Origin of the sequence: Allorhodopirellula heiligendammensis, assembly GCF_007860105.1 — a bacterium.
GTDB classification, from domain to species: Bacteria; Planctomycetota; Planctomycetia; order Pirellulales; family Pirellulaceae; genus Rhodopirellula; species Rhodopirellula heiligendammensis.
The window spans coordinates 76,340-98,552 of the sequence record NZ_SJPU01000006.1; the positions used below are offsets into that span (position 1 = coordinate 76,340).

Consider the following 22,213-nt stretch of genomic DNA (forward strand, 5'->3'; position numbering starts at 1 on the left):
GGGCGCGTGACAGTCCATGCGCGAGACACTAGAAAGAATTGTAATGCCATGTCAACGAAAGATAGGCAATCTACGTCGACAAACCTCGCATCGCAAATGCTCCGACTAAAAAGGGACAGGCAATATTTACTTGCTCAGTTTTCTCGCCAGCGTACGATAGAACTGGTTGCGAGTGCATTGCGACCGCCGACATTCCTCTTTCCGGAGTCGATGTGATGCCTCGTCAAGCTCGTGGTGAAGTTTTAGACCCGTCCGAAGTGCAGGTGGTGCATTGCATTCAGAGATGCGTGCGACGTGCGTTTCTTTGCGGTGACGATCCGCTGACGGGGACCTCGTACGAACATCGGCGTGGCTGGATTCGTGATCGCCTGGAGTTCCTGGCTTCGGTCTTTGCGATCGATTGCTTGACTTTTTCGGTGATGCACAACCACATTCATCTGGTCCTACGCAGTCGGGCGGATGTGGCGGCAGCTTGGTCGGACGAAGAGGTGGCCCGGCGTTGGCTGCGATTATTCCCCCGGCGGCGAAACGAGGACGGTTCGCCTGCGGAGCCCACGAAGCCGGAGTTGGACATGATCCTCAACCAACCCGAAGTGTTGTCGGAACGTCGCACTCGACTGTCCGATATCAGCTGGTGGATGCGGTGCACCGCTGAGAACATTGCGCGGAGGAGCAATGCTGAAGACGAGGTTCGCGGGCACTTTTGGGAAGGTAGATACCGAGCGCAAATTTTGCTCGATGAATCCAGTTTGCTGGTGTGTGCGGCGTATGTGGACCTGAACCCGATTCGCGCGGCTTTGGCGGAGACTCCGGAGACCAGCGACTACACCGGAGCGAAGGATCGGATCGACGATTTGAGCGAGCGGCACGATCGGAGTCGGCCTAGCACCCACGATTGGGAGCGGAGTCGTGCTCGGCGTCGCAGTGGGTGGATGAGTCCAATCGAGATTGACGAACGATCTGACGCGACGGGACCGGTAGTCGAGGCGTCAGGGCGTCGAGCGAGCAGTAAAGGGTTCCTGCCGGTATCGATGGTGAGATACTTGGAGTTGCTTGATTGGACGGGCCGCCAATTGCGTGCTGATAAGATCGGCAGCATTCCAGCCCATCTGACTCCGATCTTGCAGCGAATCGGATTGGACACGCATGGCTGGTGCGATGTGGTGCGGAAGTTTGGGCGCATCTTTAAGCGTGCGGCCGGCACGCCTGAGAGTCTTGCGAGTGAAGCGTGCCGTCGCGGCCAGGGCTGGCTTTGTGCTCGAGATAATCCGCTGGCCCTTTCCTCGGTCTAACCGCAGTCCAGACCGGCAGCATCCGAAGTTGCTGTGGGGTGCATGCTGCGCGGTAAGTCACTGCGAGGAGATCTTTGCGCAATCGATCTTAGCCAATGAGCCGATTTTACCGTTGGTGGTCTCGGTGGTCGCACTTGTTTGGACGGAGTAGCACCTCGTATGCAGTCCGCGGACCTCGCCAGAAATAGGGTGGCCCTTTTTGATTACTCGTACGATCGAAATCGCGTCTTCACGATGCTGGATTACTCCGGGATGGACTGGAGGGAGATGATGCTAGCGAATTGCGCGACAAACCTCGCCCTATCTGGCGATAAAACGCGAGCGAGAGAACTGTATCGTCATTGCCTCACGCTGTACCCCGATAGCCGACTGGCGAAGCCCGCACTGCTTTTCCTTGGGCCCGAAGATCCTGCGGACAACCATGGCGACGAGACGCAGTAACGTGGCCATCGCTCATGTTGACACTCGCGTTTGCCGCAGATGAGTTTCACTGGGCGAGAGGAACCAACCGCATGTCGGCCACCGTCGATTTTTAAGTTGCTCAAGAAGGCCAACCTCAACCAAGCTGACCAAGTGCCTCGCCCCCCTTAGCGACGCGTTCCTACAACCCCCGTCCCCCGTAGTCCCCGTCCCCTGTAGTCCCCGTCCCCTGCAACCCCCGCCCAGTGCAGTTTTCCGCTGGAACCAGCAACCTGCGTGCTTAGTAGAGCGTTGCGATCTCCTTCGGGGCTCAACCTTCCGATTCTGGAATGGACTCAATCGACTGCCGCTCCGCTGCTGGCGACGCCTGCTCGGGAACTTGGCGGTCGATAACAGGGCTGCCCCAACTCACCTTGAAATCCTCTTTACATGCCGTGCACGCTACGTCGCTGCCGAGAATTTCGTCGTCGACGACCTGCGGCGCCTCGCAGTGCGTGCAGAGCACCCGGATCAGACCATCCGGCTCCACTAGGGCCGCCAGTTGCTCGTCGGTAATGCCGGGCACTTCGATGTCGCCGGGCAGCATGGTCATCAGTAGTTCTCGGGTGATCTCAGGAGCCGCTGCGATCCGGTTGGCCAGTCGACGGACGCTCCGCTCAAACGAATTACGCGATGTCCGCCCATTGCCAAAGTGGCGGTCACGATTGACGTACAAGTGTGTGAATCCACGCAGCAGGCGGCGCCGCGTTTCGCCAGGCAATTCATATTTGGCTTTCGATGCGATCAATTCGTAAATGCGACACAAGGCTTCGGGATCGTAGTCGTCAAAATGCATCGTCGTACCGACTCGCGAACTCAGTCCTGGATTACTGCGGATCATCGTCGTCATCTCGCGTGGGTATCCCGCTAGGATCACAACGAGACGTTCGCGTTGATCTTCCATCCGTTTAAGCAATGTCTGCACCGCTTCACGCCCGTACTGATCCTGACCATCTTCGTCGACCAACGTGTAGGCTTCGTCGATGAACAAGACCCCATCGAGTGCTTCATCAATCTTCGCGTTAGTCTTTGGGCCGGTCTGTCCGGCGTACTCCGCCACCAGCCCGCTGCGATCTGTCTCGACAAGGTGCCCTTTCTCGAGCACACCGAGTGCACCGTAAATCTCGGCAATGATTCTCGCGACGGTGGTTTTGCCCGTGCCCGGATTACCCACAAACGCCATGTGCAAACTTGGACGCATCGTCGGCAACCCCAGCTCGACGCGTTTGCGTTCCATATTCAAAAAGTTCGCCAGCGTCTGAATTTGATTCTTGACCGCATCGAGGCCTATTAACCGATCGAGTTTCGCTCGCGTGTCGGCGAGTCGCTCTTCCGGGGTCCGCTCGTCGGTTTCTTGGGGGGACGCTGTCAGCTCGTCGGGTTTCGCCTGGTCGGCTGCTGGCGTTGTGGTTTTTCCACCACGGGAAGACGTGGCCATTGGCATCGACTGGGCTGATTGGTCTTGGTCGGACCCAGATGGATCAGCACTGCCCTCCCGCAGCCGTTTGGCTTCACCACGCAGCCAAGCGATCGCGTCGCGGGCGTGGTCGATATCGGCCTGGTGATCGCCTTTACTGGGAGCGAGTGGGGGGGTCGGAGCAGACTGCTCCCATGCAGCTGGCACGGACTCCTGGGCTGATCTCGCCATCTTCTCCGCATCGTGCAGTTCATTCTGAATTTTCCGTATCCGGTCCCGGTCGGCACCATCTTCATTACCGTCAATCACTGCGATCATCGTCGCCAAGCGGGCCGCCATGGTCTCCACCTCGCCCCAGGAATCACGCAAGGACGGAACTTCGAGAAACGGTCTTACCACGTCGTACCAGCTCAAGTCACGTGCCGTCTGCAGCAGCCAATCCATTGATTCACGTAGGTGTGTGCCCATCACAGGCTGATTCCATAGGTGCTCCAGCAGCACGCGTCCGAGCTGTCGCTGTTGCATCGTCTGCACACTCGGATCCGGCAGCGTCTCAGCGAACACCTTCATGACGAAGCCCTGGTGCAGGGCATCCATTTGCGCGGCCATGTCGGTCGAAGAGTCGGCATCGGTACCAGCTAACCATCCGTAGCTACCATCGGCGAGCTTACCGGCTTCAATGTAAAGATGTTGCGTTTGCTCAAGCGCTTCGCGGAACAAACGGATCGAACGCAGGATGGATTCGTCGTCGGGGCCAGACATGAACATGGACTTCCGGAATTGAGCGGAGGAGGTGCGCAAATCGCATGGCCCTAAGTATTTGAAGATCAAGGCCTTGCGTCAATCACACAGAGGATTCGTCCCGTTGTGATCACGATCCCCGTCGGCTATACTATGCGCCTTCGTCACGGGCATGTTTCGTGGCGATTTTGCACAGCTTTTCTCACGCATTTCTACCGAGCAGACACTTGGCTGACGACGGCGATAACTCAGACGACATCGACAATCTCGACGACGACTCGGGCGTGAACGGCGAAAGTGGCGACGCCACGGCATCCGGTAACTCCTCGACCGGCGACTCTTCCGCTGATGACAGTTCCGCGGGCGGCTCGGTTGCGGCCGGTGGCGGTAGCGGTACGGGTGGTAAGCCACCACGGACCGGCTTCCCTGGCGACGGCACACCCGAGGGTGGTCGTGATGAATCAGGTGGATTCAGCGCACTGAGAATGGTCGATTTGCCGATCGAGGACGAGCTTCGTGAAAGCTACTTGACCTATGCGATGAGTGTCATCGTCAGCCGCGCTCTGCCGGACGTTCGCGACGGTCTCAAACCGTCCCAACGCCGCATCCTCGTGGCGATGAACGACCTCAACCTCGGCCCTGGCAGCAAACGCGTCAAATGCGCGAAGATCTCCGGTGACACCTCGGGTAATTATCACCCGCACGGCGAAAGCGTGATCTATCCGACACTCGTGCGGATGGCGCAAGAATGGAACATGCGGGCGCTACTGATCGATAAGCAGGGTAATTTCGGTAGCGTCGCCGGGCTGCCGCCTGCCGCCATGCGGTATACCGAAGCGAGAATGTCTGCGGTCGCGGCGCAAATGCTCGACGATCTCAAACTCGACACCGTCGATTTCGTCCCCACATACGACGAAGCTCGTACGGAACCGACCGTTCTGCCTAGCCGGTTCCCCAACTTACTGATCAACGGATCAGGCGGGATCGCCGTCGGGATGGCCACCAGTATTCCGCCGCACAACCCCACTGAAGTTTGCGACGCACTGATTAAACTCGTCGATGACCCCGATACGTCCATCGACGAGCTGTGCGAAATTATCCCGGGCCCGGACTTTCCCACCGGCGGCATAATTTGCGGCCGGGCCGGTATCCGCCGCGCCTACAAGACCGGGCGCAGCACGATGGTGGTGCGTGCGAAATGCCAGGTCGAAGAGATGCGGGGCAATCGTAGCCGTATCGTCGTCACTGAGATCCCCTACCAGCAGTACCGCGACCGAATCATCGAAAAGATCGCCGCGCTGGTCAACGGCGACCGCATCAAGGGCATTTCGGGCATTCGCGACGAGAGCGATTTGAAGGAGCCCGTGCGGCTGGTTATCGAGCTCAAGCGGGGTGAGGATCCAGACGTCATCCTGAACCAGCTCTATCAGTTCTCGCCGCTGCAGGACACGTTCTCGCTGATCTTCCTCGCGCTTGTCGATGGCAAGCCGCGTGAGCTGACGCTCAAGGAGATGCTCGCTGAGTTCCTGCGACACCGCGGCACGGTGATCCGTCGCCGCACCCAGTTCCTGCTCGCCCGCGCTCGCCGCCGCAAGCACACTGTCGAAGGCCTCCTGCTCGCACTTGCCAATATCGACGAGATCATTCGCACGATCCGCACCTCACGCACCCAGCCGGAAGCGAAAGAGCGGTTGATGTCGATCCAGTGTCCCGCCGCCATGCTCGAGCGGGCACTCGGTGAGGACGGCTTCAAGCAATTCACCAGCGAACGGGGCAAGGCGGACAGCTACACCCTGACGAGTGTCCAGACGGATGAGATCCTGCGGATGCGGCTCGGCCAATTGGTTAACCTCGAGCAAGAGAAACTCTCGGGAGAGCACGCCGAATTGCTCAAGGAAATCATCGACTACCTCGATATTCTCGCCACGCCGCAACGCGTCAGCGACATCATCAAGGAAGACCTCGAAGAGATGAAGCGTCGCTTCGGCGACAAGCGACGCACCGTGATCAGCCACGAGGAGCTCGGGAATATCGATCTCGAAGACCTGATCACCGAAGAACCGATGGTCGTGTCGATCAGCCACCGCGGCTACATCAAGCGAACCCCGACGAGCGTTTACAACACGCAGCGCCGGGGCGGCAAGGGACTCAAGGGTGCCAAGAGCGATGACGAGGATCCCATCGAGCACCTCTTCGTCGCCAGTACGCACGCCTACCTGTTGTTCCTGACGACAACCGGGAAGGTTCGCTGGCAAAAGGTCTATGACATTCCCCAGCTCGCCCGCGATGCCAAGGGCCGGGCGATCGTCAATCTGCTGCAGATGGAACCGAACGAGCAGATTGCTCAGTGCCTAGCCGTTCGTGACTTCAATCAACCGGGGCACTACGTCGCCATGGTGACGCGCAGCGGACTGGTTAAGAAAACACCGCTGGAGCAATATAGCCGGCCAAAACGTGGCGGCATCATCGCAATCAAATTGCGTGAAGATGACGAACTGGTAGATGCCGTCGTCGTGGGCCCGAATGACGAGATGATGCTCGTCACCGCTGGCGGGATGGCGATCCGGTTCCGCGAATCCGATTCCCGCCCGATGGGCCGCAATACGTCAGGCGTCAAAGGCATTTCGCTGATTGGCGACGACCGCATCGTTGGTATGGTCGTCACCAGCCCAGAAGCCACCCTGCTGACCGTCTGCAAGAATGGCTACGGCAAACGCACACCATTCGGCCCCAATGCCATCGACGCCCCCGACGGTGGTGAGAATGACGATGATGCGGCGGACACGGGGGCTGACGATGAGAACGCTGCCACCAGCGGCTCGGCTCGGTACCGAACCCAAAAACGTGGCGGCAAGGGCCTGCGGGACATCAAGACAAGTGAGCGAAACGGGAAGGTCATCGGCATTGCCCGCGTGACCGACGAGGACGAGCTTTTCATGATGACCGCCAAGGGAAAATTGCAACGGATCGCCGCCTCGGATATCAACGTCATCGGACGGAACACCCAAGGCGTCCGCATCATGAGCGTCGACAAAGGCGATGAGCTCATCGCCGTCGTCCGTGTCCCTGCGGAAGAAAAATCCGAAGACGGAGCTCCTGTAGCGCCGGCGACCGAGACGGAGCCGCCAGCCCAAGAGTAGTGGCGGACCGTCGTCCTGAGCGGTCACGCCGGACGGGTTGAAACCCTGTCCGCGTGTCGGCCCGAACGGCGTTGCTCACCGGGCGTGCATCTTCCAACCAACTTGGCCGACCAGCGGCGCTAGTACTTCATCCTCCCCAGCGGAGTTGTTGTGCGTTGCGCCTAGCGAAGCAGGGGCCAGGGCAGCGATCAAGCTGGCCCGGGGCCTCAAGGTGCACCGCGACCCCACGCCGTCGAAGGCCGGCTCTCCCTGGGCCAGGAAAAACGGCGGCCTTTCCGGTAAGGATCAAGCCAAGATTTTGTCTCGAACAATCCTGGCCAGCGATCGACTATGCCACCGGCTCGTAACCCCAGCCCTTCAGCTTCCCGCTGGCAAACTCGGCAAACCGGTTCTCCTCGATCGCCGAGCGAGCTTCTCGCATTAGCCGACCGTAGTACACCAAGTTGTGATGCGACAGCAGGATTGGACCGAGCATCTCGTTGGCATTAAAAAGATGCCGTAAATAGCCGCGGCTATGGCGACACGCCAAGCAGGGGCAGTCATCCATGATCGGGCGAGTATCCTCGCGGTGCACGGCGTTTCGCAACTTCAGCGGCCCATCATCGGTAAACGCGAGCGCATTTCGCCCGTTTCGAGTCGGCATTACGCAGTCGAACATGTCGATCCCGCGAGCGATATTCTCAATCAGATCACGCGGTGTCCCCACGCCCATCAAATAACGCGGCTTGTCGGTCGGTAGGTACTGGGTTGTGATGGCCGCGGTGGTGTACATTTCCTCCGGCGTTTCGCCAACGCTGAGGCCCCCCACCGCATAGCCCTCAAACGGCATCGAGGCCAGTTCCGTCGCACATTGTTGACGCAGCACGGGATCGAGCCCACCTTGCACGATGGCGAACAAGGCCTGCTCGGGGCGGTCCGCCGCCTCCCGACAGCGTCGTGCCCAGCGAATCGATCGAGCCAACGCATCCTCGACCTCAGCGGCCGATGCCGGCAACGCGATCACGTGGTCGAGCACCATGGCCACGTCACTGCCCAGTGCCTGCTGGATCTCAATCGAATGCTCGGGCGTCAAGACAATCTTCGCCCCATCGAGGTGCGACTGAAATGTTGCGGCCTCCTCCGTGACCCGATTGAGCGCCCCCAGTGAGAACACTTGGAACCCACCAGAATCGGTCAGGATCGGGCCGTCCCAGCCACACATCGCGTGCAGTCCACCCAGCTTGGCGACCGTCTCATGTCCAGGCCGCAGTCGCAAGTGATAGGTGTTACCCAGGATCATGTCGGCGCCCGTCGCAGCGACTTGGTCGATGGTCAGGCCCTTGACGGTCCCGACCGTGCCAACCGGCATGAACGCGGGCGTTTGCACGTCACCACGGGGCGTGTGTAGCACACCCCGGCGCGCGCCATTGCTTTCTTGCAGCAGGTCGAAGTGAAACACTCCGATCAATCGCCACGCATTTTTAAGCCGAGATCAGCAAGCTTCTCACGCACTTCGTTCAGGCTCGTCACGCCGAAGTTCTTGCACTCGAGCATGTCATCACCGGTCTTGCGGATCAGCTCACCGATCGAGTTAATCTGCAGCCGAGTCATGCACTTGCGGGCCCGCACCGACAGGTTCAGATCAGCGATCGGACGCTCGAGCAACGCTTGCTCGTCAGCGGACATGTGCGAGGTATCGATCGGTGGATCGCTGGCCTTCTTCTCGCCCGCGAATTGTCCCAGCGACAAGCCCTTCTGCTGCAGCATCTCGCGAATTTCGACGAGGCTGGTCTCGCCAAAGTTCTTGCTGCCGAGCAGTTCTTGCTCACTATGACGGGTCAGCTCACCAATGGTTTCGATGCCCATCTTCTGCAGGCAATTGCGGCTGCGAACACTCAGTTCAAAGTTCGTGACCGGCATGCTGAGGATCTGAGTCAAGCGATCGTTGCGACGCTGGGCCTCTTCGTCATAGAGCATATTGCCCGTTGCTGACGCGTCCTTCATGTACAGCGAAGTACGCGGGTGGCCGGGGAAGCAATCCAGGATACGCTTGTAGCACAACTGTGCCTTGTCGTATTCGTTGCGATCCTCATACATCACGCCGAGGTTGGTCAGTGCGCCCAGGCCGGTTGGGAACGCTTTAGCAGCACGCTCGTAGAGCTGCAGAGCCTCTTCGTCGTTACCAAGACGATCATTCTCAAGGGCAAGTCCAAACAGAGCACCCGCGTGATTTTCGTCGGTCGACACAGCCCGCTGGTAGAGGTTGATCGCCTCATCCATCCGGCCACCGATCAGCGCTGCCGTCGCGGCGCGTTGGTACATGTAGTCGGCGGTCTGCTCGGCGGGGCCGAAGATATCGTCGAGGATATTCATCGCCTCTTCGATCTCGCCCGAATAGCGTTTCGCTTCGGCGACACCGATTTTGCACTGGTCTTCGTTGTATCCAGAGACCTTGGCATTTTCGTATGCCTTGATGGCCTCGTCGTACTGGCCCAGTTCAAAGCGGCAGCGAGCGGTGTAGAACAACGCCATCGCGCTGCCATCGGCGGCAGTCAGCGTGTCCAGGGCTGCTTGGAATCGACCCAGCAAAAACTGGCACACGCCCATTTTGGTGCGAGCCGCCGGAGTCAGTACGTCGTCCTGTTCCAATTCTTGCACGGCGTCGCGAAGTTCCGAGAAATGTCCGTAGTTCTCGGTAATCGCCTTGCGAATCTCACTGACTTCATTCGGCCCGAAGGCATTGCTCGTGAGTACCAATTGCTTCAAGTCGAGCACATCGAGATCGACTTCGCTCATATGTGAGATTCCCAAAAGGAAAGGAGTTGTTCGCAATACCGACACGATTTCGCCGACGAATCCCTCCCGCGAAAGGAAGCGGATTCGAATGCATGAAGCCAGCGGCCGGATTTGAACCGGCAACCCTCGCATTACGAATGCGATGCTCTGCCAATTGAAGCTACGCTGGCGATTGCGAAGGGCGTAGATTATCGAAACTCCAGCAAAGTCGTCAAGCGGTCCCCCTCGGGCGAAAAATTTTTGCCGACCGTCCCGGCGGCCCCAGAAAAAAATATCCTGCGCAAAGGTGAACTCCCCCTTGCCAAGCGACCGCGAAATCTTTACTCTCCCCGTCCCGTGGCAGGCCACCAGCGACTGCGAGAAATCGCCCCGCCCGACCAGCCCATGCACCCCTAGCTCAATTGGATAGAGCATCGGTCTACGGAACCGAAGGTTAGAGGTTCGAATCCTCTGGGGTGTACTCTCTTTTTTATCGTGATTTGCCGACTTAAACGGCGACCGGCGGACGTCCGCCGAGCACACTTTCAAGACGACCCAAACGGGAACTTTCCCGTTTGGCTTTTTCGAAAGGTGCATCCGATGCCAATCTTGACGAAATCCATTCCAAAATACCGCAAGCATTCCAGCGGTAGTGCCAGAGTCACCTTCAACGGACGTGACTACCTTCTCGGTCCCTGGAACAGCAAAACGTCGATCCGCGAATACGATCGAATCGTTGCCGAGTATCTTGCAAGCGGCCGAAGTCCCACATTCGGCATCGAATCCGAATCCTACACCGTTGCCATGTTGATCCGCGACTATTTGCGGCACTGCAAAGCGTATTACGGGACGGGAGCGTCCAGCGATTACCACAACACGAAATCCGCGGTAAGGCTGCTGCGAGACCTGTACGCTGAGCATGATGCTGCCGAAGTTGGTCCAGTGGCGTTCAAGGCGATCCGGCAAAAGCTGGTCGACACGGGACGCACCCGCCAGGGAATCAACAAGTCGATGAGGCTGATGCTGCGAGCGTTCAAGTGGGGAGCGGGTGAGGCGAAGATCCCAGCAGAGGTGTTCGAAACACTACGCTTGATTCCGTCCCTCAAGCGGAAGCACACCGACGCGCCCGAATCCGAAAAGGTTACGCCGGTAGCCGATGAAGTTGTGGAAGTGACAATCAGCGAGCTCTCCCCCATCGTTGCCGACATGGTGCGGTTGCAGCGATTGATCGGTTGTCGTCCCGCGGAAGTCTGCAACCTCACACCATCATCGATTGATCGATCCGATGACGTTTGGGTGGCGACATTGGCCGAGCATAAAACCGCTCACCACGGACACACTCGCACTCTGTTCATAGGTCCCAAGGCGCAAGCGATCCTCGAGCCGTACTTGTTACGTGACGACGACCTTTGCTTGTTTCGCCCCTGCGATGCAGTAGCACTGCGTCGCCAGCGTGACTCAGAAAACCGAACAACACCGCTGTCGTGTGGGAACCGCCCTGGACTAAAACACGATCAAGGAGGGTTGAAAGGCAGGAAAGCGAAGAAGACACCGGGCCGTGCGTACACAACATGCAGTTACCGTCGTGCGATCCACAACGCCTGCGACCGAGCGTTCCCGGCACCTGCACCGCTGGCGCAGCGACTGGGGGAGTCCGTCACCGCACATCGCCGCCGTTTATCCGAGTCACAGTTGAACGATTTTAAATCATGGCAGTCCGAACACAGGTGGTCTCCCAATCGGTTGCGTCATGCTAAGGCGACCGAGACGCGAAAGGCATTCGGACTGGAAGCAGCACAAGTCACGCTCGGTCACAGTTCCGCCGACATCACCCAAAACTACGCTCAACGGGATGAGGAACTCGGCAAACGAGTCGCACGTCAAGCAGGGTGATTTGATAACCTGAAGCTAGCATCGGCCCGGGACTAACTATTCTGAGATGCGTCGACCGGTGGCGATTCTCTTTCCCTCCACCGGTCGGCGTGTCACCGACGCCCACCAAAGGAAAGAGAAACACGATGGATGAGCGACACGAGCAGCAATTCCTACGCGACAATCAACATTACTACAAAAGGCAAGGGCGTAGCACTGCACCTGGACCGACACGATGACAACAACCACGAGTAAATACCCAAAGGAATTCTTAGCCTTTCGATTGGGGAGGCTAGTGGTACAACTACCGAGAACGATCGAAGTCGCATACTTGATCGACAGTTGTCCACTTTCTAGCGTCTGCTTTGACTCCAGTGACCGGCCTCATGTACGAGATGAACACGGTAGCCTTGACCGAGTATGGGCCGACTTGGAAACGACGTTGCAGCAACTGTGTGCCAATGGCCAGGACACTGTAAAGGAGGAGGCTGAAAAAACTTTGAAGGCTCTTGCTGAAGTAATGCACCAAGTGACAGATGGCCTCCAAAATGGTGAGGCCGCTCGACTTGCGGAATACCACAGCGAGATCAGCGATATATCGCTTGAGTATTCACGCGAACAGTTTTTCGAAAGCCCTCTGAGTAAATTCCTGGTGAAATTCCGAGGTGAGGAAGGACAACCTCCGAAACAGGACGAAATCAAGTCTCCGCTCAGAAGTGAATCCTGGGATGGACTCAAAAGATGCATCGACGCACTTGTGTCTCGGCTCGATGAATTATCTAGGTTCTTCCACATTGGTCGGTCGTTTGAACAAGGCTGTGAACCCATTCGAGTCAAGGAATCAGTCGAATTCGTCGGTAAGTCTTGGAACGAACTATATCGTAAACTTGCTAGCGACGTGGACGAGCAGATATCTATTTTGACAGGTCTTGGTCTCGAAACATCGGGCTTGGCGTGGAGTTCAGCACCAAAACTTGATTTTGAAATGCGTCTTTGGACGACCGCGTCAGAAATCGAAGAGCGGCTGAAGTCATTTGGAATAAATGAAGTCCAACCTATCGAAACAGAGGCTTCAGCTAATCCGTTTGAAGCCGATCGGGCGGAGCTGAGATCTTCGCAACAGAAAGCCTTGTTTGATTGGATGGTGAAACAGCGAATTGGTGGCACGTTCAACGAACTGCGGAGGGTCCCAGGCGCATGGAGTGACAGGGAGGAAATAACTGACGACGGCATTGATAGGAAGCTAAAAAAGATCCGTGACAATCTACCAACACGACGATGGAAATTTGTAATTAGCCGGCGTGGCTGCGAATTCACCTGGCTATTGCGTAACGGCGAGAAACGCAAATAAAGGTACTACGGTACCGTCAAAAGTACCCTGAGGAGTACCGCACCGTGTGCGAGCATTTGTGAAGTTTCACTTCTTAACGCTCAGGAGTCACGCGAAATGCGGATCCCAAACGACGAACGCTCCCTCCCTCTGGTCGATGCGGTGCAAGCCGCCACTGGCCGCAGGCCCCATCTATCGACCGTTCTGCGGTGGTGCCAACGACGCAACCGCTACGGCATCAAGCTCGAATCATGGATGCTCGGAGGCCGCCGCTTCACGTCCGTTGAAGCCGTCAACCGGTACAACGAGCGAACTACGGAGGCTGCTGACCCTGGCATGCCATCGTCCACGACAGGACAGCGGTCCAAGGCACACAAGGATGCTCAGCGTGAACTTGACCGGGAGTTTGCCCCAAAGCGTATTTGATCCCGTTCAGCATATTCCAATGATTGCTCCACGATAAATACGGATGGACCAAATTATCACCTCCCGCCAGGCGATCACGCGATTTATCGCCGCTCAAACTGCTGCAGCGACAAAACCTCGATGACCGGGCAACCGGCAACCCCCTGACGCTAACAATTGCGAGTCAGGCCAGGGGTGTTGCCGGCTGCCTACGTTGGCAACCAAGTTTTTAGATTTTCATGAATATGGGAAAAGACGATGAAACGCTCAAAAGACGAAACCAAACAACAAAAGAAAACCCGCAAGACACGGGTGAAGGTGCCCATCCAGGCTCCAAAAGTTCGAACCCCACAGGAACCAAGCACGATGGAAGATCACTACAAGTTGGTAGCGCCCGATAAACCAAAGATGTCTGAGCGGATGTCGCATCGGTTGACGGACGAGGTACTTCGCGGGATGACCAAGCAGCAAGCAAAGGAACATGTTATCACAAATTGGGAAGACCTTTCCGGCAGCAGCGAAGAAGGGATGGCTCAATACAAATTGCACGGTCGGATGGACAAAATCAGTTGGAATTCACCGATTCTGACTTTCAGCATCGAGCGACACGGAGGTTTGGTGATGGGGTCAAGTCGCGCTGACGTTCATTATTGGAAAGTTAACTTGAAGGAATGCACCGCTGAGATAGAACGCAAGTCGTACCGCCAAATTGACAAGATGGCACCACGTGTCCGTATCGCTCCAATCGTCGATGAGATTGTTGCCGCGTTATTGAGCGGTTCAACCGACGAACGTATCGAATGGAAGGAAAATGGCGAAGCTCACGTGCTGACGTCCAAGCAGCTTTTCCCCGGCAGCTCCGGTTATAGCGAGACGGTTGGGGGGAGACGAAGGAATTTTCGGGATAAACTCAAGACCCGTTTGGCAGAGGTTGGGTGGACATGTGAGCATGGACGCGGGATTGAAATCTGTACTCGCTTGACAGGGAACCACGACTCGCCGTGAACTTCATGTCCGATGAAATTGAGTGAACCGCACCACTTTGACGAGAAACTACAAGAGTTGAGCGGTCAAGATGCCGTGTCGGGCTAGCTTACCCTGCTTGAAATCTTGGCCGGTGGTAAGCAATTCGCCAATACGGATACCGACACGGTGTGTCGCGATCGTTTGACCCAACGGAGGAGCCGTTGGGTCAAGGCTCACGTACGGATCTGTGCGAGGGGCGGCTGGCAACAGCAGTCCCTACCGCGATTCTTAAAAAATCTTCCACTGTACTCCGACCCACCTTTCCGTCCGATGAGCCCTAGAAAAGCGAGCAAGACCGATTCGTTACGTCGATGTCATTGCATCAGCCACGCATACTGGCTTTCTTGCTCGCCGTGGGTTGGATGTTTTGGTTGTCGGTTTCTGTGGCGACTTCGAGGTGGACCGATGTGTTTGCCTCGCAGTCGAGTTTGTCGGTTTGCGTTTTGACGTTGCTGCTTTGGTGGATCGTGTTGTGGTGGCTGTTGGTTGATGGAGTTTGCGTTCGTTGCCTTTGTCACGGCGCCCTCGACGGTCGTTTTCAGGGCGTGAGCTTCCTTTCGCAGGCGACTCTTCCGCTGATCACTATTCTCTTTGTCGATAGCGGTTAGGAATTGAGCCAGTTTAGCGGTGGTGGCCGGTGGCGTGGTTGCTTGATCGGTGGTCGACCAGGGGCGGTTTTGCGGTTGCTTGTTTTGATGGGGCGATCCTGGATCTCGCGGGCGGCGGCGTAGATCGAGAGCTGTCGATGGATGCCCCATAGATCCAAGGCGTTGCCACTGCGATGGCACTTAAAACAACGAAAGATATGCCGCTCAATATTGACTGAGAACGCTCGAGGGGCGTTCGGTGGGGTGCCGTTGCCGGCTGGCGGGGAGGTCGCGGACGCAGAAGGGGCAGGGGCCGCGAAGCTGACCTCCAACTCGACGACTCGCTGTCCAGGACATCCAAACCAATACGTCTTCAATGCGTAAAGAGACGCGTAACTCGCGATATTTGATCGCTCATCGAAGTGGCATTTGACGGGAAGCCAAAGCGGGGCTATCTGTTAGGATTGCGTTGAACTCTGCTTCGCCGCAACTTGCTTTCGTTCGGTGCGGTGCTGTCGATACGACTTACCTTCGAACCGAATCACGATCGCACTGTCGACGATGCGGTCAAGCATCGCAATCACCAGTGGTGGGTCTCCTAGGTATTCGCTCCAGTCGCTGAAGTCCACGTTCGTAACGCACGCAGTTGAGCCGCGACCACTGCGGGCATCGACGACCTTGTAAAGCAGGCTCGCTGACTCGGGGTATTCGCGACGCTCCAGTCTGTCGAACCCGAACTCGTCGATAATAGGAAGGTCGAAACTCGCGTAGTAACGGACCTTGCGTGTCAACGTTTTCTCGCCCATCGCAGCGGTCAACTCTTCCAGCAGCCTGGCACTGGTCACGTAATCAACTCGCGAACCGAGCGCACAGCCGTCTGGGTTCATGCGAGTCTTACGAGGCCAAACTTGATTGGTCGCGAAGAAATTGCATTTCGTGAGCACGAATAGTTCGTTTACCTCAGGTATCATTGCTGTTCGACTCAACCCTCCAAGTCCGGCATCGCGCGACGCATGAAGTCGTCGAACATGGGAACGGTAAACGCGATCTCGCCGTAGTTGGGGCTGTAAATCATTCCTTTTTTGATAAGACTCGCTCGTCGTGGTCCAAGACTGGTCACTTTGAGTTCCATCGTTTCAGCAACGTCACCCATTCGGTATGGCCCCTCGCCAAGTTCGGCCATCGCGCGAAGGAGCTTCTTCTCTCCCGGCTTGAGCCGATCGAAACGTACTCGGAAAAAGTTCTGATCCAATCGCGGCATGACGACTGCGGAAGCTGTCTCAACGATGTCAGTGTCAATCGGGGACGTCTGTGCTGAGTTCCAGCATTGGTAACCCCACTCTTGCACGAAATACGGATAGCCGTGCGTCAAACGAAAGACTTCTTCGAGGGCGGATTCCGTGAAGGCGATACCAGAATCGGCGGCGGGTTGCTGCAATGCCTTCGCGGCGTCTTCGCGATCGAGCGCACCAATCTGTGGGAAGTTGAACAGCCGTTCTGCGTAAGATTTGGAATCGCCAGCAAGACGGGGCAAAATTGGTAAGCCAGCGCCAAGCAAAACGAACGGAAGTTGCTTTTGTTGAAGCTTGTGCATGGCCATGATCAAAGCACCAAGTTCCTTCTCATCGAAGTACTGAAGCTCGTCGATCAACAACGCAATGGAAGTCCCACAGTTCTTGGCGGCTTCGCCAATCACAATGAACAGGTCGGGTAAGTCCAATTCCATATCACCGCTGTCGGCGGTTCCCTTCTCAGGCTCGATGTCCAGTCCGATGGAGTACTCGCCGGAAGTTAGTTTGATCGAGCCGATGAACGCTCGAAGCACGGCGAGGCCCCGTTTGACCGCTGCATTCATTCTCGCTGTGCGATCCAGCTCAAACAGGAGCTTGCGAAATTGAGGCGCCAGCAGATCGCCGAGGCTCTTTCCTTCGTGTGCTTCGACAACGATTGTGCTGTAGTCGAACTCCAATGCGATGCGTTCGATCTCGTTAAGCAGAACTGTCTTACCAACCCCCCGCAATCCAGTCAGTAACATACTCTTTTCGGCCCGGCCCTGGCAAACACGACCAAGCAGAATCCGAGCTTGCTCGATCACAGGTTCGCGTCCCACTAGCTCCGGCGGGGGTGCTCCCGCGCCGGGGGAATAGGGGTTTTTCAATGGGTCCATGCGTTTTGCCTAGAGAATTAGCGACTTATTCGATGTTATACCACAATCCCGATATAAGTCGATAGAACTCCTAGAGCTCGGTTGGGACGTAAACCGAGCGCACAACCATTGGGCTGATAGATAAAGAAAAAGCCCAAACCCCGACCGGAACTATATCCGGTCGGGATTTGGGTGATCTTTTGTCTTACAGCGAGATGCCTGGTGTCACTTTGGTGCCGGGAGTTTCGGGGCGTCACAGTTCTTTTCTTCCATTCGTCTGGGTGCATCGTTGACGAACAGGTATTCAGTTAGCACCGCATCGGATAACTCCAGTCGATGTTCCACATTCCGATTGTTCCAAAGCAACAACATGACGATCGCCAGCGGCAAGACGCACGCGATTAACATTCCGGTTGCATAGATGGAGTTGGCGACGATTGGATCGCGGCGTTCTCTTGCGTCCCAGGTTCGTCGGTCTTGCTCGAGTTCGTAGCGTCCTCGACTCAGGGTTGCCTGCTCGTTTGTCAGCGACTGCTGGACGCTCAGGAACTGATCGGTTTGGTCGCTGGTCAGACCTGGCTCGCTTCGACCTCCGTCGCCGCATCCGGCGATGGCGACCCATACGACGGCCAGGACAATTGGGGGTGCTCGCTTCATTCTGACTCCTCTCATATTCGGTTTCTCGATTCATCACGCGTGCTAGGATTTCGCGAAGTCCACTGACACGTTTTCGTTCGATAAATACCAGCATTGTGGTAATCACTAGAGAAAACGTCAGCGTGAGAATTACAGCGAAGTTGTAGTTCATCTCATCGCCTCTTTCGTTGTTTCGATTGGCTGACAACTGGAATCGAGCTAAACCGATTGAAGGTTGTTCTTCAATTCGTCGATCAGCGACGAGGCTTCAGTGATGGTCAACGCCGAGAGTGAAGTCACGCCAAATCGGTCGTGCAACGTACGATTGAGTTCGACACCCTGACGCTTTGACATCGCCGAGATGGCATTGACCTGCTTGGTCGTGGCGAGCCGGGGATTAGAATGCTGCCGGGGTGGTTGCGCAGGTGGCGGGTGTGATTCAGCTTCACAGACAGGATAGAGTCGTTCCAGTTGCCTTCGGCAGCGACGGATCGCGTTGAGAACTTGAGTTTCGTCGGCGAGCGAAGCGATCGGAACACAAACCCGGACAACTTATTCGGATTGCCCGACATCGTTTTCGGTTGCGATACCGATGGTCAGTAGGTTACGCAAGGTTCATCTCCTTGGTTGGGGGTAGTAAAGTCGCCAGCGAGGATCATTTCGCTGGCAAGTAAATTGAGAGTCAGATCCCGGTCGAGCGGCATGTCGCGTACCTTCGTCGGAATGGAAAGACCTGGCTCGCCATCGACGACATTAGAAACTGTTATCCGATCCGGATGACGAGCAGCTTCGTCGCTTCGACAAGGGACGCAAGCCGAAAAAGAAGGTCAGCAACGAGGATTGGGAAAGCGAAACGGATCCTGATTCGCGGATCGGCAAGATGAAAGACAGTCGTTTTCACTTGAAGTACAAAGCGGAAAACGCCGTCGACATGGGAACGGAAATCATCGTGGCAGCCGAGGTTTATCATGGTGATGTCGGCGACACCAAGACGATCCAGGATACCGTCAACACGGCGAAGACGAATATCCGTGAAGCGAAGACTGGCTGCGAAGTGAAAGAGGTTGTCGCGGACAAGGGATACCATGGCGAGCAGACACTGGATGCACTTCAAAACGACTCGGATGTCGCGTCAGTCCCGCAAACGCTGCGAGCGTCGACCGTGGTAGTCCGTTTTCGCTCTGCGTCGCCTTCCGTTTCTGCATGAACGGGTTGAAACCATGGATATCGGGCACGGCCTGACGCTGATCCGATGCGGCGGGCACTTTGACGGCGGAACCGTGATGCACTGGCCTGATGGCGCAGACGTCAAAGGCGTCATCCTAAGCGGCGATATCTTGCAAGTCGTTCAGGACCGTCGCTGGGTGAGCTTCCTGTACAGCTATCCGAACCTAATTCCGCTTCCGGCCTCGACGGTGCGACGGATTGTCGATTCCGTCGAGCCGTTTGAATTCGACCGAATCTACGGAGCTTGGTGGGGTAAGGTGGTCGGTATCGATGCGAAGTCGGCGGTGAAACGGTCGGCTGAGCGGTACATTCGTGCGATTCACAAGGATTGAAGAGAAACAATGTCTGATCAGTCTGTCCGAGAACATGTCCATTATCTTCTGAAGGGCGGTGGTAGGCATGTGAGCCAATGCCTTCGTCGTTGATGGGTGACAAGTGAATGTCGACCAAGCCCCCGAAATGAACGACGGCGTAGACTCCTTCGTGGTCGGATGCGGTTTCATAGGCGATCCATGCATTGTCGCAATCGGAAACGAAAGCAGGATTGTTCGGTATTGCCAATTCCGGCGGGTCACCCCAGATTTTCGATTTTTGCTTCATCTAATTTGACTCAGGGAACCGTTGCCGTTAACGACTTACATGGAAAAACTGAGCAGTGCCAAAACGCGTGACACACGACTCCGGTTCGATAAAGTGTCATTCTCCGTCGTGCCGACGATGCGTAGCCTTCACTGTGAGCCCACGTGATAGTTTTCTCTGCCATAAGAGGACCCCGACACAGCCGATACGGCACCAGTTTCAGCGACTTTCTGCTTGAGTTCGCGGCCGCGTGTTTCCCTTGCTCAGCGACGAACTGCCGAACTTATCGCGCACTGCATCGGAAACCGCATCCAGCTTTCGTTGCTTACTGCGATTACTCCGCAGCGTGCTCGGGTTCGAGAAATAGCAGAGCGGGTTTAGCGAGTCGACTTTCGGGGTAGAGAGTCAGGCAGTGACGATAGAGGTCTCGGGCCCTAGCTTTGTCTCCAGACAGGGCCAAATTGGTCGCGCAGTTCGCCAGCATCATTTCACGCCAATCCAGGCCTGAGTAGTCGAACATTGTTAGCAGGCGATAGCGATCGTAAAAACGGTTCTCATCGAAGAAGTGATATCCCTTCTCGAACTCTTCGGCTGCCTCACCGTATCGTTCTTCCCCCATCAACTTCAGTCCAGCGGATTGAAATCGCTTGCCCCGACGAGGTGAAAAACGCAGCAGCAAGTACACTGTGAGGCCCAGTACAACTCCGGGTAGTCCGAAAAAATAGGCACCAAGGCCCTGAAAGGAAATCAGGATCATCAAGACGATTGTCAGATGCCACCAGGATGTCGTCCGAGCAACGAGCGGTTTAGGCATTGGTGAGCAGATCTCCAGAATAGTTGATTTAGCCGGGACAACGAATCGCAATCGATTCGCACTTCGGGTGTCGAAATAGCCCAACTTTGTCCGTTGGGCTGATCGCCAGACATACCCATAGACCGTGCTTACAGCATTGTCGTCACACAGTATCCACAGTGGTTCACGAATCAGAACACTGAATCGCCACTGCCAATCTAGCTGATGCGACTCGTGTCGTGGCGTTCAGACTTCCCAGCCTGCGAACCGTATCTGAAGCGACTGGACGCGTGGCCCTGAGAGTTCTTCGACCTCAACTACAGATCCCATTCATATCAATTCATCGGAGCCGTCTCAAACGCTCGGCTAAACGAATCGCGGAGCCGGTTGTGCCTGGGCTGATCTGCCGGGCTGGAAGCTGACTCGCTTTGATCGTCGTCAACATCCTGCGTGACCGATTTCATCGCCTCGACCATACGCTTTGTAAAGTTGACCGACTTCATTGATGCCAGAGCGTTCAATGATCGCATGTGGCGGTTGAACGCCGACTCGATCTTCTTCAGTCGGTGCTCGCTGATCTGGACGTTGTCTGCGGGACTCTTGGCTTCACGGCCTTCGTGGAAGTAAAGCTGCAGCCACGTCGCGAGCGATTGGTCGACCAGCATCTTTTCCACTACCGTACCGTTCGTCTCCGCCATGAGCTCGCGCTTGTGCTCGGCCATCTTCAGCAGCAGGCATTCCCGCCAGAAAAGATTTTGTCCAGCAATCAGGTCGATCCACTGAAGTTGCGTCTGCGACGCCAGGTCGCCGCAGGCCCAGACATACTCCGGGTGCTTCTGCAAAATCCGTCGCAAGGCTGGAATTGCCGAAGGATCACCCTGACTAGCGGCTTCGCGTAGATCCGCGAATGAAGGCTCATTGTCCTCCGTCGCGGTAGGAACGTTTTCATTGTCGACTTCGTTTGCTTCAATCATCTTTAAGGTTCTCCATCCTCGGGATCGTTGGTTGGCGTAGCCGATTGAAAGCATGAGGGTATGTGTCACATCGTTGGTGCTGCGAAGGTGCCGTTTGAGCAGCGATTCTGCAGCAGCAGTTTGCTGGCGTTCTTCACTCAGTTGGCGTCGGACCGCAGTCTTTTGCTCCAACCACAGTGACTCAACTTCGGCCAACATGCCGTTGCCGAGGTACTTTTTGCGAATGCGTCCGTCCGACAGACGCACGCTCCGGTAAAAATACCTCTTGTCGCCGCCTCTAGTTTCCCAGCCCACCTTGTACTACTCTCCCAAAAGCCCCAAATCGGTAAAAACCGGATTTTAACACGGGTGATTGTACCAGATTCGATAAGTGAACTCCAAGAGCATGATTGAAGGAAAACATGAAAAAGACCAAACGAGAGAATCCAGTCGAAGCAGCGATCAAAACAATTGAGCAGCGTTACGACATCGGGAAGGACATTCTGAAAGCATGTGGCTCAACTTCACCGCTTGGACGGATAGCCAAACTGGCCGAACAACACGGTATCAATCGTGACACCGCTCAAAAGCTACGTGCGATGGCATCGCGGGACACGGGTTACATGAAGAGCGAGCTGAACACGTGGTTCAGGCTGTTCAGAAAAGAGAACCATGCCCTCTCGATCAGCCATTTTGTCAAGCTGGTCAGCGTTCCCAAGGGGAAAACGCGTGATCGTCTAACTCAGGACGCTCTGACCAACCGCTGGAGCAGTCACCGGCTTCAGAAAGAGATCATCGCGGTACAAGGTCGCCGGCAAGAAGGTGGCCGCAAGCCGACAGTCGTTTCAGGCAAGGC

22 protein-coding genes and 2 tRNA genes are annotated in these 22,213 nt (G+C 56.3%); 12 read left to right on the plus strand and 12 right to left on the minus strand.

The window, feature by feature from the left end; all coding sequences use genetic code 11:
• Positions 1–215 precede the first annotated feature (215 nt).
• Entirely contained in the window at positions 216–1,292 is a 1,077-nt protein-coding gene (locus Poly21_RS25290; protein ID WP_146409856.1) for a transposase, read from the plus strand.
• A 234-nt stretch (positions 1,293–1,526) separates the two neighbouring features.
• Complete coding sequence (locus Poly21_RS25295; protein WP_302120588.1) at positions 1,527–1,733, plus strand: hypothetical protein; 207 nt, start codon at positions 1,527–1,529, stop codon at positions 1,731–1,733.
• A 289-nt stretch (positions 1,734–2,022) separates the two neighbouring features.
• Here the strand turns inward: Poly21_RS25295 and Poly21_RS25300 are convergent, their stop codons facing one another.
• The gene (locus Poly21_RS25300; protein WP_146409858.1) at positions 2,023–3,930 is read right to left on the minus strand and encodes an AAA family ATPase; all 1,908 of its coding nucleotides are present in this window, start codon (positions 3,928–3,930) and stop codon (positions 2,023–2,025) included.
• 206 nt (positions 3,931–4,136) lie between these two features.
• Here Poly21_RS25300 and gyrA point away from each other — a divergent pair, with 206 nt between their 5' ends.
• Positions 4,137–7,049: a DNA gyrase subunit A gene (gene gyrA, locus Poly21_RS25305; protein WP_146409859.1), complete on the plus strand. Its 2,913-nt coding sequence runs from the start codon at positions 4,137–4,139 to the stop codon at positions 7,047–7,049.
• Between the two features lie 328 nt (positions 7,050–7,377).
• Here the strand turns inward: gyrA and tgt are convergent, their stop codons facing one another.
• From tgt to Poly21_RS25330, 3 genes are all read right to left on the minus strand, one after another.
• Complete coding sequence (gene tgt / locus Poly21_RS25310; protein ID WP_146409860.1) at positions 7,378–8,487, minus strand: tRNA guanosine(34) transglycosylase Tgt; 1,110 nt, start codon at positions 8,485–8,487, stop codon at positions 7,378–7,380.
• Positions 8,488–8,492: 5 nt separating this feature from the next.
• Positions 8,493–9,824, minus strand: coding sequence for a tetratricopeptide repeat protein (locus tag Poly21_RS27995; protein ID WP_302120590.1), 1,332 nt, complete (start codon positions 9,822–9,824; stop codon positions 8,493–8,495).
• A gap of 96 nt (positions 9,825–9,920) precedes the next feature.
• Positions 9,921–9,994 (minus strand) — tRNA-Thr (locus tag Poly21_RS25330).
• A 216-nt stretch (positions 9,995–10,210) separates the two neighbouring features.
• Here Poly21_RS25330 and Poly21_RS25335 point away from each other — a divergent pair.
• From Poly21_RS25335 to Poly21_RS25355, 5 genes are all read left to right on the plus strand, one after another.
• Positions 10,211–10,284, plus strand: a tRNA-Arg gene (locus Poly21_RS25335).
• 119 nt (positions 10,285–10,403) lie between these two features.
• Positions 10,404–11,696: a site-specific integrase gene (locus Poly21_RS25340; RefSeq protein ID WP_146409861.1), complete on the plus strand. Its 1,293-nt coding sequence runs from the start codon at positions 10,404–10,406 to the stop codon at positions 11,694–11,696.
• Positions 11,697–12,105: 409 nt separating this feature from the next.
• Positions 12,106–13,026 carry a hypothetical protein gene (locus tag Poly21_RS25345; protein ID WP_146409862.1) on the plus strand — a complete coding sequence of 307 codons (921 nt, stop codon included), beginning with the start codon at positions 12,106–12,108 and terminating at the stop codon, positions 13,024–13,026.
• Between the two features lie 96 nt (positions 13,027–13,122).
• Positions 13,123–13,431 carry a DUF1580 domain-containing protein gene (locus Poly21_RS25350; RefSeq protein WP_146409863.1) on the plus strand — a complete coding sequence of 103 codons (309 nt, stop codon included), beginning with the start codon at positions 13,123–13,125 and terminating at the stop codon, positions 13,429–13,431.
• 237 nt (positions 13,432–13,668) lie between these two features.
• Positions 13,669–14,415 (plus strand): hypothetical protein, encoded by a 747-nt coding sequence (locus Poly21_RS25355; RefSeq protein ID WP_146409864.1) that lies wholly within the window; start codon positions 13,669–13,671, stop codon positions 14,413–14,415.
• A gap of 48 nt (positions 14,416–14,463) precedes the next feature.
• On the opposite strand, the gene Poly21_RS28000 is transcribed toward Poly21_RS25355, so the two are convergent.
• Positions 14,464–14,613, minus strand: coding sequence for a hypothetical protein (locus Poly21_RS28000; protein WP_302120593.1), 150 nt, complete (start codon positions 14,611–14,613; stop codon positions 14,464–14,466).
• Between the two features lie 134 nt (positions 14,614–14,747).
• Here Poly21_RS28000 and Poly21_RS25360 point away from each other — a divergent pair, with 134 nt between their 5' ends.
• Complete coding sequence (locus tag Poly21_RS25360; protein ID WP_146409865.1) at positions 14,748–15,044, plus strand: hypothetical protein; 297 nt, start codon at positions 14,748–14,750, stop codon at positions 15,042–15,044.
• Here Poly21_RS25360 and Poly21_RS25365 read toward each other — a convergent pair.
• The 5 genes from Poly21_RS25365 to Poly21_RS28005 all read right to left on the minus strand — a co-directional run bounded on the left by Poly21_RS25365 (position 15,041) and on the right by Poly21_RS28005 (position 18,159).
• On the minus strand, positions 15,041–15,400 hold the full coding sequence (locus Poly21_RS25365) for a hypothetical protein (protein ID WP_146409866.1): 360 nt from the start codon (positions 15,398–15,400) through the stop codon (positions 15,041–15,043). The two genes, Poly21_RS25360 and Poly21_RS25365, sit on opposite strands and share 4 nt — an antisense overlap.
• An 81-nt stretch (positions 15,401–15,481) precedes the next feature.
• Positions 15,482–15,910, minus strand: a complete 429-nt coding sequence (locus Poly21_RS25370) for an ATP-binding protein (protein ID WP_302120595.1) — start codon at positions 15,908–15,910, stop codon at positions 15,482–15,484.
• A 95-nt stretch (positions 15,911–16,005) separates the two neighbouring features.
• The gene (locus tag Poly21_RS25375) at positions 16,006–17,190 is read right to left on the minus strand and encodes an ATP-binding protein (protein WP_146409868.1); all 1,185 of its coding nucleotides are present in this window, start codon (positions 17,188–17,190) and stop codon (positions 16,006–16,008) included.
• 204 nt (positions 17,191–17,394) lie between these two features.
• Positions 17,395–17,826 (minus strand): hypothetical protein, encoded by a 432-nt coding sequence (locus Poly21_RS25380; protein WP_146409869.1) that lies wholly within the window; start codon positions 17,824–17,826, stop codon positions 17,395–17,397.
• 198 nt (positions 17,827–18,024) lie between these two features.
• Entirely contained in the window at positions 18,025–18,159 is a 135-nt protein-coding gene (locus Poly21_RS28005; RefSeq protein WP_302120598.1) for a hypothetical protein, read from the minus strand.
• A gap of 526 nt (positions 18,160–18,685) precedes the next feature.
• Here Poly21_RS28005 and Poly21_RS25385 point away from each other — a divergent pair.
• On the plus strand, positions 18,686–19,012 hold the full coding sequence (locus tag Poly21_RS25385) for a transposase (RefSeq protein WP_302120600.1): 327 nt from the start codon (positions 18,686–18,688) through the stop codon (positions 19,010–19,012).
• Positions 19,013–19,025: 13 nt separating this feature from the next.
• Positions 19,026–19,364, plus strand: a complete 339-nt coding sequence (locus Poly21_RS25390; RefSeq protein ID WP_302120602.1) for an MBL fold metallo-hydrolase — start codon at positions 19,026–19,028, stop codon at positions 19,362–19,364.
• Positions 19,365–19,945: 581 nt separating this feature from the next.
• Here the strand turns inward: Poly21_RS25390 and Poly21_RS25395 are convergent.
• Together Poly21_RS25395 and Poly21_RS25400 are read right to left on the minus strand one after the other, a co-directional pair.
• Positions 19,946–20,425: a tetratricopeptide repeat protein gene (locus Poly21_RS25395; protein ID WP_146409870.1), complete on the minus strand. Its 480-nt coding sequence runs from the start codon at positions 20,423–20,425 to the stop codon at positions 19,946–19,948.
• Positions 20,426–20,739: 314 nt separating this feature from the next.
• A complete protein-coding gene (locus tag Poly21_RS25400) occupies positions 20,740–21,672 on the minus strand; it encodes a hypothetical protein (RefSeq protein ID WP_146409871.1) in 933 nt (310 codons plus the stop codon).
• Between the two features lie 107 nt (positions 21,673–21,779).
• On the opposite strand from Poly21_RS25400, the gene Poly21_RS25405 reads away from it, so the two are divergent.
• On the plus strand, positions 21,780–22,213 hold a 434-nt coding region (locus Poly21_RS25405; protein WP_146409872.1), incomplete at its 3' end, for a hypothetical protein.

Excerpts from the sequence above, each read along its gene's own strand:
- Poly21_RS25375 (WP_146409868.1), bottom strand. The coding sequence starts at position 17,190 with ATGGACCCATTGAAAAACCCCTATTCCCCCGGCGCGGGAGCACCCCCG.
- Poly21_RS25385 (WP_302120600.1), top strand. The coding sequence starts at position 18,686 with ATGAAAGACAGTCGTTTTCACTTGAAGTACAAAGCGGAAAACGCCGTC.
- Poly21_RS25370 (WP_302120595.1), bottom strand. The coding sequence starts at position 15,910 with ATGAACCCAGACGGCTGTGCGCTCGGTTCGCGAGTTGATTACGTGACC.
- Poly21_RS25300 (WP_146409858.1), bottom strand. The coding sequence starts at position 3,930 with ATGTCTGGCCCCGACGACGAATCCATCCTGCGTTCGATCCGTTTGTTC.
- Poly21_RS25380 (WP_146409869.1), bottom strand. The coding sequence starts at position 17,826 with ATGAAGCGAGCACCCCCAATTGTCCTGGCCGTCGTATGGGTCGCCATC.
- Poly21_RS25340 (WP_146409861.1), top strand. The coding sequence starts at position 10,404 with ATGCCAATCTTGACGAAATCCATTCCAAAATACCGCAAGCATTCCAGC.
- Poly21_RS25355 (WP_146409864.1), top strand. The coding sequence starts at position 13,669 with ATGAAACGCTCAAAAGACGAAACCAAACAACAAAAGAAAACCCGCAAG.
- Poly21_RS25350 (WP_146409863.1), top strand. The coding sequence starts at position 13,123 with ATGCGGATCCCAAACGACGAACGCTCCCTCCCTCTGGTCGATGCGGTG.
- Poly21_RS25360 (WP_146409865.1), top strand. The coding sequence starts at position 14,748 with ATGTCATTGCATCAGCCACGCATACTGGCTTTCTTGCTCGCCGTGGGT.
- Poly21_RS25395 (WP_146409870.1), bottom strand. The coding sequence starts at position 20,425 with ATGCCTAAACCGCTCGTTGCTCGGACGACATCCTGGTGGCATCTGACA.
- Poly21_RS27995 (WP_302120590.1), bottom strand. The coding sequence starts at position 9,824 with ATGAGCGAAGTCGATCTCGATGTGCTCGACTTGAAGCAATTGGTACTC.
- Poly21_RS25295 (WP_302120588.1), top strand. The coding sequence starts at position 1,527 with ATGCTGGATTACTCCGGGATGGACTGGAGGGAGATGATGCTAGCGAAT.
- Poly21_RS28005 (WP_302120598.1), bottom strand. The coding sequence starts at position 18,159 with ATGTCAAAGCGTCAGGGTGTCGAACTCAATCGTACGTTGCACGACCGA.
- Poly21_RS25390 (WP_302120602.1), top strand. The coding sequence starts at position 19,026 with ATGGATATCGGGCACGGCCTGACGCTGATCCGATGCGGCGGGCACTTT.
- Poly21_RS25290 (WP_146409856.1), top strand. The coding sequence starts at position 216 with ATGCCTCGTCAAGCTCGTGGTGAAGTTTTAGACCCGTCCGAAGTGCAG.